Annotated in this window: 10 protein-coding genes and 1 pseudogene; 8 read left to right on the top strand and 3 right to left on the bottom strand. The window is 72.2% G+C overall.

Going from position 1 to position 12,604, the window contains the following annotated elements:
• Nucleotides 1–102: 102 nt before the first annotated feature.
• Nucleotides 103–1,014 carry a hypothetical protein gene (locus AZE13_RS00075; RefSeq protein ID WP_066926979.1) on the bottom strand — a complete coding sequence of 304 codons (912 nt, stop codon included), beginning with the start codon at nt 1,012–1,014 and terminating at the stop codon, nt 103–105.
• A 188-nt stretch (nt 1,015–1,202) separates the two neighbouring features.
• Here AZE13_RS00075 and AZE13_RS00070 point away from each other — a divergent pair, with 188 nt between their 5' ends.
• Nucleotides 1,203–1,388: a hypothetical protein gene (locus AZE13_RS00070; RefSeq protein WP_066925129.1), complete on the top strand. Its 186-nt coding sequence runs from the start codon at nt 1,203–1,205 to the stop codon at nt 1,386–1,388.
• A gap of 227 nt (nt 1,389–1,615) precedes the next feature.
• Nucleotides 1,616–3,205 (top strand): FAD-binding oxidoreductase, encoded by a 1,590-nt coding sequence (locus tag AZE13_RS00065; protein WP_066925127.1) that lies wholly within the window; start codon nt 1,616–1,618, stop codon nt 3,203–3,205.
• 145 nt (nt 3,206–3,350) lie between these two features.
• On the opposite strand, the gene AZE13_RS00060 is transcribed toward AZE13_RS00065, so the two are convergent.
• Both AZE13_RS00060 and AZE13_RS00055 read right to left on the bottom strand, forming a co-directional pair.
• On the bottom strand, nt 3,351–4,112 hold the full coding sequence (locus AZE13_RS00060) for a phosphatase PAP2 family protein (RefSeq protein ID WP_066925124.1): 762 nt from the start codon (nt 4,110–4,112) through the stop codon (nt 3,351–3,353).
• A gap of 214 nt (nt 4,113–4,326) precedes the next feature.
• Nucleotides 4,327–5,331 carry an NlpC/P60 family protein gene (locus AZE13_RS00055; RefSeq protein ID WP_066925121.1) on the bottom strand — a complete coding sequence of 335 codons (1,005 nt, stop codon included), beginning with the start codon at nt 5,329–5,331 and terminating at the stop codon, nt 4,327–4,329.
• Nucleotides 5,332–5,781: 450 nt separating this feature from the next.
• Between AZE13_RS00055 and AZE13_RS00050 the strand changes: the two genes are divergently transcribed.
• From AZE13_RS00050 to AZE13_RS37710, 6 genes and pseudogenes are all read left to right on the top strand, one after another.
• Nucleotides 5,782–6,090: a hypothetical protein gene (locus AZE13_RS00050; RefSeq protein WP_046930918.1), complete on the top strand. Its 309-nt coding sequence runs from the start codon at nt 5,782–5,784 to the stop codon at nt 6,088–6,090.
• A 616-nt stretch (nt 6,091–6,706) separates the two neighbouring features.
• The gene (locus tag AZE13_RS00045; protein WP_066925117.1) at nt 6,707–7,564 is read left to right on the top strand and encodes a hypothetical protein; all 858 of its coding nucleotides are present in this window, start codon (nt 6,707–6,709) and stop codon (nt 7,562–7,564) included.
• The gene (locus AZE13_RS00040) at nt 7,554–8,867 is read left to right on the top strand and encodes a hypothetical protein (protein ID WP_066925113.1); all 1,314 of its coding nucleotides are present in this window, start codon (nt 7,554–7,556) and stop codon (nt 8,865–8,867) included. Before AZE13_RS00045 ends, AZE13_RS00040 begins: the two co-directional genes overlap by 11 nt.
• 17 nt (nt 8,868–8,884) lie before the next feature.
• The gene (locus AZE13_RS00035) at nt 8,885–10,438 is read left to right on the top strand and encodes an SCO6880 family protein (protein ID WP_398780093.1); all 1,554 of its coding nucleotides are present in this window, start codon (nt 8,885–8,887) and stop codon (nt 10,436–10,438) included.
• A 22-nt stretch (nt 10,439–10,460) separates the two neighbouring features.
• Complete coding sequence (locus AZE13_RS00030) at nt 10,461–11,918, top strand: ATP-binding protein (protein ID WP_066925107.1); 1,458 nt, start codon at nt 10,461–10,463, stop codon at nt 11,916–11,918.
• Nucleotides 11,915–12,604: pseudogene (locus AZE13_RS37710) on the top strand (hypothetical protein); the annotation flags it as partial. The gene AZE13_RS00030 and the pseudogene AZE13_RS37710, both read left to right, overlap by 4 nt.

The following is a 12,604-nucleotide window of genomic DNA, read 5'->3' as shown; positions in this document are numbered from 1 at the left end:
ACGGGCGCGCGCCGCGCGCATGGCACGGAAGGACCATTTCCGGGTGGCGCCTCCCCATGGGGCCGAACCCCCGCTACGGGGCCCCTGCCAGGGAGTCGCGCGCTACGGGGTCGCGGACGTCTGCTGAGCGGTGGACGCGATCTTCCCCGTGTAGATGTCCCGCCGGTCCGGCAGCCGTACCGCCACCCGTGTGCCGAAGCCGGACAGCTCCGTCGTGGAGGTCACCGACGCCCCCTTGGGCGTGCCGTTGGCGAAGTGGAAGCGCAGGCGCACCTTGCGCAGCCGGCCGGCCGTGTCGAGGTACGCGTCGAACGGCACCAGGGCGGTGGTGAACCCTTTCTCCGCGACGGCCAGCGCCGGACCGGTACGCGGCGATGCCACCCGGGCCGCCGCCCCGATGTCCGCCGTCCCGCGGTAGTGCCGTACGACGACACCACCGTCGCCACCGTCACCACCGGCACCACCATCCAGCCGCTCCTCGCCCAGGTACGTCACCTCCCGTGCGCCGCGCAGCAGTTCCGCGGCGGCCAGCGGGTCGGTGGCACCGCCGGTGACCAGATTGCCGTCGGCCAGCGAGACCGTCTCCACCTGCACCCACTTGTCGGCGGGCACCCCCGCCCCGCGGTTCTTCATGAACAGCGCGCCGGGCGCGAGGATCTCGGTGATCGGCTGGCGGCCGCCGCCGGGCGCGCCCGCCGGATCGGGCAGTACCACCCGCAGCTGCCCGCTGCTGGTGGTGAAGTCGTAGCCGCCGGTGCCCCGGATGGCGAGGCGGGTGCCGCCGCTCACCGTCTCCAGGGCCGTACGGACCGCGGCGGAGTGGGCCCGGATCAGGGCGTCGGCGCTGTCGCGGACGCGCGCGGCGGCCGCGTCGGCGGTCCGGCCGGACGACTCCTGATCGTCGGCCGCGGCACCGTCCGGGGAACAGCCCGTCGCCAGCAGGCCCATCGCCAGGCCCGTCCCGCACGCCACGGCCACGGCCGCCGCGCCGCCCCGTCTGCCCTGCACCACCATCGCGTACGAGCCCCCTCGGCCGCTGTCTTCGGAACCGGCCTGGGCGGCCGGTCCGCTCGGGAGGGTCGAACGTTCCGCCCACACCGCACCTGACGTTCACCGCACCTGACGTTCCGTCGACCGATCCGTTCAACGACCGTTACGAAGCCTCGTCACGCAACGGCACCCGCGGCACGTAGCGTGGACGCGTGCCCGACCAAGCCCCCCATGCGACCTCCACCGCCGAGCGCGGTTCCTTCTGCACGGCCCACTGCGCCTGCGGCTGGCGGGGGCCGGCCCGGCGCGCCCGCTCCCAGGCGCGGACGGACGCACAGCGCCACCTGGCCGACGCCGGGACCGGGGCCGGATCCGCCGCCGAGCGCCCGCGGGACTGAACGCCCGGCCGGCACCGAAGGAATCCGGAAGTCCGTTCCTGGAACCCCCAACACCCGTTCGGCATCTGGGTAGTCAGACAAGCAACGGCACCGCCTCGGCGCGGAACGCAAGAGCGAAATCGGACAGTTCCGGACAGCGCGGCGGATGCCGGGCGGGCGGCCTGCGGGGGAAGCAGCGGCCGCGCCACCCGGTGCCGTGGGTACGACATCGAGGGGGACCCATCCCAGTGAAGCGGCGCACACTCCTGCAGGCCGGCACCGGACTGGCGGCGGCTTCGGCCGCCGTGGTCACCGGCTGCGACACCAAGACCGGCGCGGCGTCCTCCGCCTCCGCCGCCGGCACCGCGTCCGGCACCAACGCCGCGGCCACCACCGCCCTCCGGGGCAAGGCCACCGAGGCCGGCTGGACCGCGCTCGGCAAGAGCCTGGACGGGCAGTTGATACGGGCCTCGGACGCCGCGTACGCGGCCGCCCGCCGCCTCTACAACACCCGCTACGACACGCTGAAGCCGTCGGCCGTCGCCTACGTCGAGCACCCGTCGGACATCGCCGAATGCCTCGCCTTCGCCCGGCGTACGGCGACCCCGGTCGCCATCCGCAGCGGCGGCCACTCCTACGCGGGCTGGTCCAGCGGCGACGGGCGGCTCATCATCGACGTCTCCGCCCTCGCCGAGGTCGGCGCGCCGTCCGGCGGGATCACCCGCATAGGGGCCGGCGCCAAGCTCATCGACGTGTACCAGGGGCTGGCGGCGCACGGCGTGACGATACCCGGGGGCTCCTGCCCCACCGTCGGCATATCCGGCCTCACCCTCGGCGGCGGCCACGGCGTGGTCTCCCGCGCCTACGGCCTGACCTGCGACAGCCTGGTCGGCGCCACCGTGGTCACGGCCGACGGCAAGACCGTCGACTGCGAGGCCAAGCACCACCCCGACCTGTTCTGGGCGCTGCGCGGGGCCGGCAACGGCAACTTCGGTGTGGTCACCGGGCTCCGCTTCCGTACGCATCCGGCGCCGCGCGCGGTGATGGCGTACCTGACCTGGCCGTGGGCCAAGGCGGCGAAGGTGGTGGATTCCTGGCAGCGGTGGGGGCCGGCGCAGGCCGACGAGATCTGGTCCGCCTGCCACCTCGACGCCCGGCCCGGGGGCACCCCCGGCGTCTCCGTGGCCGCCTTCTCCCTGGGCTCGAAGGCCGATCTCCAGAACGCCCTCGACAAGCTCGCCGACCAGCCGGGCGGCCCCGGCCCCGCGAAGTCCGTCCGCCTCACGCCGACCGGCTACCTGGACGCGATGGAGTCCTATGCGGGCTGCTCGTCCAAGTCGTCCGCGCAGTGCCATATGCCGGGTTCGCTGCCCGGGCACACCGGCGACGGGAAGCTGGGCCGGGAGACGTACGCGGCCCGCTCGCACTTCTACGACCGCTCGCTGCCCGCGGCCGGTATCCAGGCCATGCTGCAGCAGATCGAGCGCGGCGGCCGCCAGGGCATCGCCGGCAATGTGGCACTGACGGCGCTGGGCGGTGCGATCAACCGGGTCGGCCGTACCGACACCGCCTTTGTGCACCGCGGCTCCCGGTTCCTCGCCCAGTACCTGACGTCCTGGCCGGAGAAGGGCTCGCCGGCCTCCCGCACGGCATGGCTGAACGCGTTCCATGACGCGATGCGCCGGTACGCGTCGGGCGCCGCGTACCAGAACTACGCCGACCCCGGTCTGACCGACTGGAAGTCCGCCTACTACGGGGCCGCCGCCGACCGCCTCGCCCGGGTGAAGAAGGCCTACGACCCGCAGCGGCTGTTCAGCACCTTCCCGCAGGCGCTCTGAGCGCGCGCGGGACGCGGCGGCGACTGGACACGGCAGCCGGGACACCGCAGCGGACACCGCAGCCGGACACGGCGACGGCCCGGGCCTCCACAGGCCCGGGCCGTCCCGGTCGATCCGTCAGTCGGGTTCCCGTCCCGGCCGGCCCTCAGGCCGCCAGGTCCTTGTCCCGTCCTTTGTGCCCGTGGGGCACCGCCGTCCCCGCGGCCATCACCGGGCCGCCCTCGGCGTCCCGTCCGGTGCGGCCGGCCGCACCGTCGCCGTCGCCGGCTCCGTCCACCACCACGCCCGGCGCCCGTACCAGCCACGCCAGCCACGCCGCCTTCGACCGGCCGATCGCGGTCGTCAGCGGGACCAGCAGCGCCTGGGCGAGCGGCGCGAGCAGCAGCGCGACGGCGGTGCCCAGCGCGAATCCGCCGATCACATCGGTCGGGTAGTGCACGCCCATGTAGACGCGGCAGAAGCCCTCGGCGAGCGCCAGCGCGATCCCGATCAGGCCGTACTTCCGGTGGGCGATGAACAGCCCGACGCCGACCGCCATCGTCAGCGTCGCGTGATCGCTGACGAACGAGAAGTCGCTCTTGCCGGGGATCAGCACCTCGAGCCCGGCATGGTCCTTGAACGGCCGTGGCCGCTCGACGAACGCCCGGATCGGGATGTTGGCCAGCAGGGCGACGCCGGCGGCCAGCGGCGCCCAGACCAGACCGGCGACCGCGGACGGCGCGTCCGGCCTGCGGCGCGCGAACCACCAGGCGATCAGACACAGCACCGCGAGGCCGGCGATGATGCCGTACTCGCCGATGTACTCCATGGCCCTGTTGACCCAGGCGGGGGCGTCCTTCGCGAGGCCGTTGATGCCGTCGAGCACGTCGACGTCGGGGTTCGGCCCCTCGAGTGCGAGTCCAGCCATCTGCCGCGGCCCCTTATCTTTCGCGCGCGCGAGCGCCTTCGTCTGCTGTCGGCCCCCGTGGTCGTCGAGCGTGTGCTGCTGCGAGCGCTGCTACGTCACCACGCTTAGGAAACGTGATCGGCCGCCCGGGCGTTCCACTCTCCACCGGATGATCACCAGGACGTTATCGAAGCTTGACTCATCCTGGCTCATCGCCGCAGTTCAGAGCCAATTTTCACGCAGCGTCGGCGGTCGGGAGCGCTTTTGCGCCATCCGATGTGACCCGGGTCGCACCGATGTAGTCGGGCGTATCGATCTTGTCGAAGCGGATCACCGCACCGGTGTAGGGGGCGTTGATCATGTACCCGCCGCCGACATAGATCCCCACATGGTGGATCGACCTCGGATCGTTCAGGTCGTGCGCGAAGAACACCAGGTCCCCGGGGAGCAGCTCGCTCCGCTTGGGGTGCGGTCCGGCGTTCCACTGGTCGTTGGCCACCCGCGGCAGCTCGATGCCCACCGAGTGGTACGCGGCCTTGGTCAGCCCGGAGCAGTCGAACCGCCCGCCCTGCTCGGACGTCCCGTTCCCGCCCCACAGATAGGGCGTGCCGAGCTTGTCCTGCGCGTAGTAGATGGCGCCCGCGGCCTGCCGGGACGGCGCCACCGGGGCGGTCGGCGCCTCGAAGCTCTTCGCCAGGGTCGTGATCGTCTTCACGTAGTTCCGGGTCTCGCGGTAGGGCGGCACGCCGTCGTACTGGAGGACGCGGTAGGCCCCGGCGTTGTACGCGGCGAGCATGTTGTGCGTGGCGTCGCCCGACGCCTTCTTCACATAGCCGGCCAGCTCACAGTCGTACGACGCCGCCGAGGCGATCGCGTCCGCCGGATCCCACACATCCCGCCGGCCGTCGCCGTTCCCGTCGATGCCGTGGGTCTGCCAGGTACCCGGGATGAACTGCGCGATGCCCTGCGCGGACGCCGGGCTCTGCGCCTTCGGGTTCCAGCCGCTCTCCTGGTAGAGCTGGGCCGCCAGCAGCGCGGGGTTTATCGCCGGACAGAGCGTCCCCCACTTCTGCACCAGCGACTGGTACGCGGCCGGCACCGCGCCCTTCGCCAGCCCGACCGCCCGGCCGCCGGCACCGGCGAGCCCGGCCGCCGCCACGTACGTACCGATCACCAGCAGCCCGAGCAGGCAGAAGAGCATCCCCGCCCCGAGCCCGCCGGCCACCCAGAATTTCCGCACGCCACAACCCTCCCCCATTCAGGCCCGGTTCACCGCTGCTTTCCGGCCGCTCGGCCGATCCCCGCACCCGATACCGTCGCCGCCACCCCGATGATCATTGCTCAGGGTTATCACTCGTGATACACACGGTGAGAGTAATCAGTTCAATGGGCGGCGTGCACCCACTGGCGCACCCGCTTCCCCGGTCGAATCCCGCTCGGATCCCCGGCCGAAGACTTCGAAGGCGTCAAAGAAAGGCTCCGAGTCGGCTTCTGACGGTGCCTCCGGCGCCTCCGTCGGACAAGATAGAGACCGAAACCCGTGCCGCATCCGACGGGGATCGACGACATATCCCTCCACCTCACAGTCACCCCACATCCAACCCCCCGACCCATCCCATAGCCAACATGGTCAATATGGTCAACTACCCATGAGAGGGCGGTGAGTTCACACATGGCGCACATGTCACAGATGTTCCTTGCGGCCGAAAAGGGCGACATCACCACCATCATCGGCGGAATCGCCCCGGACTGGGGCCCGTTCGGCAGCCTGGGCAACGAAGCCCGTGTGATGGTCGAAGTGGTCATGGCGGTAGCGATCCTGCTCTGCCTCGGCATCGCCATCTGGGGCGCCGCCAAACAGCGCATCGGCGCCACCGCACTGCGCGACACCTTCAGCGCCGAACAGGGCAAAGGCCTGATCGTGGCCGGTCTGACCGGCGTCTTCATCATCGGCTCCCTGGGAACGCTGTTCACCATCGTCTACGGCATGGCGGTCTAGGCGGTGGGACGGCGGCCCAGGCCGGCCCGAGGCGGCGGCCCGGGTGGCGGTCCCTGCCCCCGGTGACCGCCACCACCCCATCACCGCGGCCCGCCCCCGCGACACCCCCTGCCGCGGCACCGCCCGCGCACCCGGGCATGCGTCCGTCCCCGCGCCGTCCCCCATGCGCCCCGCCCACCTGTTCCCCGCCTCTCTCCGCCGTCCCGTGCCCCCACTCGCTCCCACCCGGCCGCCCACCCGGCCGCACCTCCCCTGCCGAGGCCCCATGCTGACGCCCCCTCACCCCGGCCCGACGGGGTCCGCGCCATGCCCGCGGCACCGCCGCCACCAGCGGACCGATTGGGCGGCCCGCTGTGCGGGGACAGGTGGTTCCGGAGGGAGCAGGCAGGCGCCGGACGGCGCAAGAGGGCGACAGCGGATGCGGAGCGGGCAATGATCACAAACCACCCGGAGTCCCCCATTCGCCTTCGCCATACCGCACCTGAGGAACCGTCACGGTGAGATGTACTCGTACCACTGCACCCGAGCCGCCGCCCACGCGGCTACGGTCATATGAGGGCGGCACAACGACGACACCGACGGCGACGGCGGCAGAGGCAGAGGGGGCACAGGCGCGATGAGTACCGGTGAGGACGGCGGCTACGGCGGCGACGGCCACCGTGGTACCGGGACGGGCCAGACCCGGACCAGACTTCCCGAGAGCGAAGGCGACCTCTACGGCTCGCCGCGGCGGCCGCGGTCCGGGCTGTCCAGCCGTAACCTCGTCACGATCGTCGGGGTGATCGTCCTGCTGCTCGCGGCGATCGCGTTCGCCAACCGCAGCGGAAGCGGCAACAACGAGTCCCCCTCCGCCGGCGCCCCCAAGGACGCCGACGCCGCGGCCGCCCAGCCGACGGCACCCACCGGCACCAAGCCGGTCAGCGGCAAGGGCGGGGGGATCGCCGCGGGGTTCCCCCGGACGAAGCAGGGCGCGGAATCAGCGGCGGCGAACTACGCGGTGGCGCTGGTCTCCGCCAACATCCTCAAGCCCAAGGAACGCCACGCGATCGTCCAGCAGGTCTTCGTCCCCGCCAAGGCCGGTGAGATGCAGACCAGGCTCGACGCCGCCTACTCGACGGCCTTCCTGAAGAAGCTGGGGCTCGACGCCGAGGGCAACGCGGCTCAGGGCATGACCTACATCTCCCGCACCGTCCCCGTCGGCACCAAACTCGTGAAGCTCCAGGGCGACACCGCGGACCTCGAAGTGTGGTGCACGGGGCTCTTCGGCACGGCAGGCGTGAAGTCGACAACCCCGGTGACGACCGACTGGTTCACCCTGCGCCTTCAGCTGAAGTGGGCGGACGGGGACTGGAAGGTCGCGGGCTTCTCCCAGCAGGACGGCCCGGCCCCGGTCAACGGGGACGACAAGACGTCCAGTGCGGACCAGATCGCCAAGGCCGTGGAGCAGTACGGAGGGTTCACTTATGCGCGGTAATCCGAGGCGTGCCCTCACCGTCGCCGCCGTGCTGGCATCCGTACAGGCCGCGGTCCTCCTGCTGGCCACCCGCGCGCTGGCCGCACCGCCGACGCCCAGCCCCTCCCCTTCCGGGGTCTGCGACCTGGTCCCCGGCCGCGCCAGGGACTTCTGCCAGTCGGGCGACAGCGGCTCGGCCCCCAAGGCCCCCACCAACCCCCTCGACAACAACCCCCTCGACCCCCTGTCCTCCCTCGCCAAAGGCTGTGCCAAGGCCGCCGCGTGGATCGTCGACAAGCTGTCCGACGCGGTGAACGCGACCTCGCAGGTGGACTTCACCAATGCGACGTTCCTGCGGCAGTACGCCGTCGTGTTCGCCGCCTCCACCGTCCTCACGCTCGTCCTCTGGCTGCTGGCCGTGGCCAAACGGGCGGTGCGCGGGGTGCGGCTGACGGAGGCGATCAGCGAGGCCGTCGGGTTCCTGTGGCTGACGGTGCTGGCGTCCGCGTTCACCCCGCTGATCCTGTACACCGTCGTCTCGGCGACGGACGGCGTCACCGAGATCATCGCGAAGGGCACGGGCGCGCAGACCGACACGTTCTTCGGCGGGTTCGCGCAGGCGCTCACCAAGGGCACCGACATCGGCGGCGGGCCGATCATGCTGATCGTGGTGTCGCTGGTCTCCGTGCTGGCCGCCGGCGTGCTGTGGCTGGAGCTGGTGATCCGGGCCGCGCTGCTGTACGTCGGGGCGCTGCTCGGGACGGTGGTGTACGCCGGGCTGGTGGACAAGAACATGTGGGGGCATGTGCGCCGCTGGGCGGGCATCATGATCGCGGTGATCATGGTGAAGCCGGTCATCGTCATCGTTCTGGGCATCGCCGGTGCGCTGTCCGGCAACTCCGGCCCGAACGCCATCTCCGCCGTGGTCTCCGGCCTCGCGATCATCCTGCTGGCCATCTTCGCCAGCGCGGTGATCTACCGCTTCGTCCCCGGCTTCGGCGACGAGATCGCGGCGTCCCGCAACAACCGCATGAGCCGGGGCGCGGAGAACGCCGCGGCGGCGGTGCTCAGCTCCCCCGCCGCGCTGGTGTCGCAGGGCATCAAGACGCACAGCTCCCGCCGGTCCGACGGGGACGGCGGCGCCCAGGCGCAGAGCGGACAGGGCGGCCCGTCCCGGCCGGCCGACGCGGTGTCCGGCGGAGTCGCGGCCCACAGCTCGCGCGCCTCGGGCGCCCCGTCCCCCGCCGCCCCCGCTCCCCGTACGAAGCCCGGCTCCGGCAGCAGCGCCCGCACCGGCAAGACAGCAGGAGGTGACGGGCGTTGAGCACCCAGTCCCACTCGATGTCCCACCCGATCACGCCACGGCGCACGTACCTGATCGGCCGCGCCCGGCCCAACGCCATCGTCGGCAAGAACCGCGAGACCGGTGAGATCGCGCTGATCATCGCGGGCGCGTTCCTCGGCATGATGTGCGGGCTGCTGGTGCCCGTGCTGTCGCTGCGGATCGTGACCCTCACCGGCTTCCCGATGCTGGGGCTGGCCGCCGTCTACGTGCCGTACAAGGGCCGTACGTTCTACCGGTGGTTCGAGATCCGGCGCAGCTTCCGCCGTACGGTCCGGCAGGGCGCGGTCTACCGCTCGGGCGCCGCGGAGGCGGGCACCCGGCTGGACGGGCGGGAGGTGGAGATCGGACCGCCGCCCGGCATCGGGCGGATCACCTGGCTGTCGGCCCCGTTCGGGCCGGACGAGATCGCGGTGCTGCTGCACGCCGACCGCCGGACGGTGACCGCGGCCATCGAGATCGAGGGCCCGGGCGTCGGGCTACGGGACAGCGAGGACCAGGAAGCCCTGGTCGACCGGTTCGGGACGCTGCTCAAGCACGTCGCCAACGGCGACGGCTTCGTGACCCGGCTGCAGATGCTGGCCCGTACGCTGCCGGCCGACCCGGACGCGCACGCCAAGGACGTCGCCCAGCGCGGCGACGCCCACGCGCCCCGCTGGCTGCGGGACTCCTACGACCAGCTGCAGTCGATGGTGTCGACCAGCAGCGAACAGCACCGGGCCTACCTCGTCGCCTGTATGCACTACACCCGCGAGCTGGCCGCCGAGGCGCACACCATGGCGCGCGCCGCGCGGATGCACCAGGGCGGGCTGCTGCGCCGGAAGCTGGACCGGGACGCCGGGCTGGCCGTGGTGATGGCCCGTGAGCTGACCGACATCTGCGCCCGGCTCGCCGAGGCCGACATCCGGGTGCGGCAGCCCCTCGGACCGGCCCGGCTCGCCTCGCTGGTGCACTCCATGTACGACCCGGACCACCCCATCGACCACATCCAGGCGATGAGCAAGCGCAACGCCTGGCCGGCCGAGCTGGACGCGACGGAGCCGACCTACCTCCAGGCCAAGACCCGGGAGTCGACCACCCGCGCCCCGTGGTGCCACGCCACCGCCTGGGTCAAGGAGTGGCCGCTGACCCCGGTGGGCGTCAACTTCCTCGCGCCCCTCCTGGTGCACACCCCGGATGTGATCCGTACGGTCGCGGTCTGCATGGACCTCGAGCCCACCGAGGTCGCGATCGAACGGATGCTGACGGAGAAGACCAACGACGACGCCGAGGCCAGCCGGGCGGCGAAGATGAACCGGGTGGTCGACCCCCGGGACGTGGCGCACCACGGGCGGGTGGACCAGCGCGGCGAGGACCTGGCGTCCGGCGCGGCGGGCGTCAACCTCGTCGGCTACCTCACGGTCTCCTCCCGCTCGCCCGAGGCGCTCGCCCGCGACAAGCGCACCATCCGCGCCTCGGCCGGCAAGTCCTATCTGAAGCTGGAGTGGTGCGACCGGGAGCACCACCGGGCGTTCGTCAACACCCTGCCGTTCGCGACCGGGATCCGCCGCTAAGCCGCTGGGAGGCGCGCACGACATGGCCACGCTCGATCCGCTGGGAGCGCTCACCGAGGCGTTCACCGGCTTCCTCTTCGGGAAGGTGGAGACGACCCGCCTGCCCGTGCGCACCTCCACCGGCCAGGCCCAGGCGGTCTACCTGCCGACCGCGGCGCCCGGCCTCGGCGACTCCGGCGTGATCATCGGGCGTGAGGTCTACAGCGGCAAGGGCTATATCTACGACCCGTTCCAGCTGTACGGGCAGCAGCTGCCGGCCCCGCACTGGCTCGTCCTCGGCGAGTCCGGCAACGGCAAGTCCGCGCTGGAGAAGACCTACGTCCTGCGGCAGCTTCGGTTCCGCGACCGGCAGGTCGTGGTGCTGGACGCGCAGGGCGAGGACGGCGTCGGCGAATGGAACCTGATCGCCCGTCAGCTGGGGATAACTCCCATCCGCCTGGACCCGACCGCCGCCCTCAACGGCGGCATCCGCCTCAACCCCCTCGACCCGTCGATCACCACCACCGGCCAGCTGGCCCTGCTGCGCACGATCATCGAGGTCGCCATGGGCCGCGGCCTGGACGAACGCTCCGGCTTCGCCCTCAAGGTCGCCCACGCCGCTGTGCTGAACGAGTTCGGCTCCGCCGAGGGGAACGAGACGATCACCGACCGCCAGCCCGTCCTGACCGACATCGTCGAGCAGCTGCGGCACCCGGAGGCGGAGTCGGCCGAGGCGATGAACGTCGACATAGACGACGTACGGGCCTGGGGCCTGGACGTGGCGCTGGTCCTCGACCGGCTGGTCGACGGTGACCTGCGCGGCATGTTCGACGGGCCGACGTCCGCGGGCATCGACCTCGACGCCCCCCTGATCGTCTTCGACCTCTCCCACATCGACCGGAACTCCATCGCGATGCCCATCCTGATGGCGATCGTGGGCGTGTGGCTGGAGCACACCTGGATCCGGCCCGACCGGAAGAAACGCATCTTCCTGGTAGAAGAGGCCTGGCACATCATCAATTCGCCGTTCGTGGCCCAGCTCTTCCAGCGGCTGCTGAAGTTCGGCCGGCGGCTGGGCCTGTCGTTCGTCGCGGTCGTCCACCACCTCTCCGACGTGGTCGACGGCGCGGCGGCACGGGAGGCCGCGGCGATCCTCAAGATGGCCTCCACCCGGACCATCTACGCCCAGAAGGCGGACGAGGCGCGGGCCACCGGGCAGGTCCTGGGCCTGCCGCGCTGGGCGGTCGAGATCATCCCGACCCTCACCCCCGGTATCGCGGTCTGGGACGTCAACGGCAATGTCCAGGTCGTCAAACACCTGGTCACCGAGGCCGAGCGCCCGCTGGTCTACACCGACCGGGCGATGACCGAGGCGGCCCCGGTGCCGACGGACGAGGCGCACGCCCTGGAGGCGGCGGCGGACGCGGAGGCCGAGGCGCGCGCCGAGGCCCTCGCGATGGAGCGCAGATGGCGGGACGAGTCGAGCGAGACGGTGGCGTGAGACGCGGATACGACGACGAACGGCGCGAGAGCCGCGGCCACGACCGGCGGCGCGCAGGCGACGGTTACCACGACCGGCCGTCCGGCGGCCGGGAGCGCGGCATCCCCGACTCCCTGCTGGTCGGACTGCTCGCCTTCCTGCTGGGCCTGACCCTGCTGGTGTGGACGGCGACCGGGCTGGCCGGTCTGTTCGCGCACGGCGCCTGGCCCGACGGGGTCGACTACCCCGGTACGCCGATGGCGCTGCGGCATCTGGTCTCCGCACCGCACGACATGGCCGCGGCCTGGCCCGGCACCCCCAGGGGGCAGCTCCCCGGCTACGGCCTGTTCTGGGGCATCCTCATCGGCGAGGTGATGGTGCTGCTGGTGCTGACCCTCTTCGCCCTGGGGACGATCGCCCGCTACCGCGCCGTACGGGCGGCGCGGCGGGCGAAGCCCCGGGGGGCCGGCGGCGGCCGCGGCGGGGCCGGGGGCCTCGGCAAGGTCGGTGGCCTGGGCAAGGCCGGGGGCTTCGGCGAGGCTGGTGGCTTCGGCGAGGCCGGGCACGTCGGGAAGTCCGGAGTCATCGGGCAGGCCGGAGACGTCGGGCAGGCCGGGACTCTCGGGCAGGCCGGGCAAACGGCACAGGACACCGCCACCGAAGCCCCCGCGACGCCCGTACCGGCGACCGCCGGGAACCCGCCCGCC

It is taken from the genome of Streptomyces sp. NBRC 110611, from assembly GCF_001590865.1.
In the GTDB taxonomy this organism is placed as follows: domain Bacteria; phylum Actinomycetota; class Actinomycetes; order Streptomycetales; family Streptomycetaceae; genus Streptomyces.
This window is presented reverse-complemented; position numbering and strand designations above follow the sequence as displayed.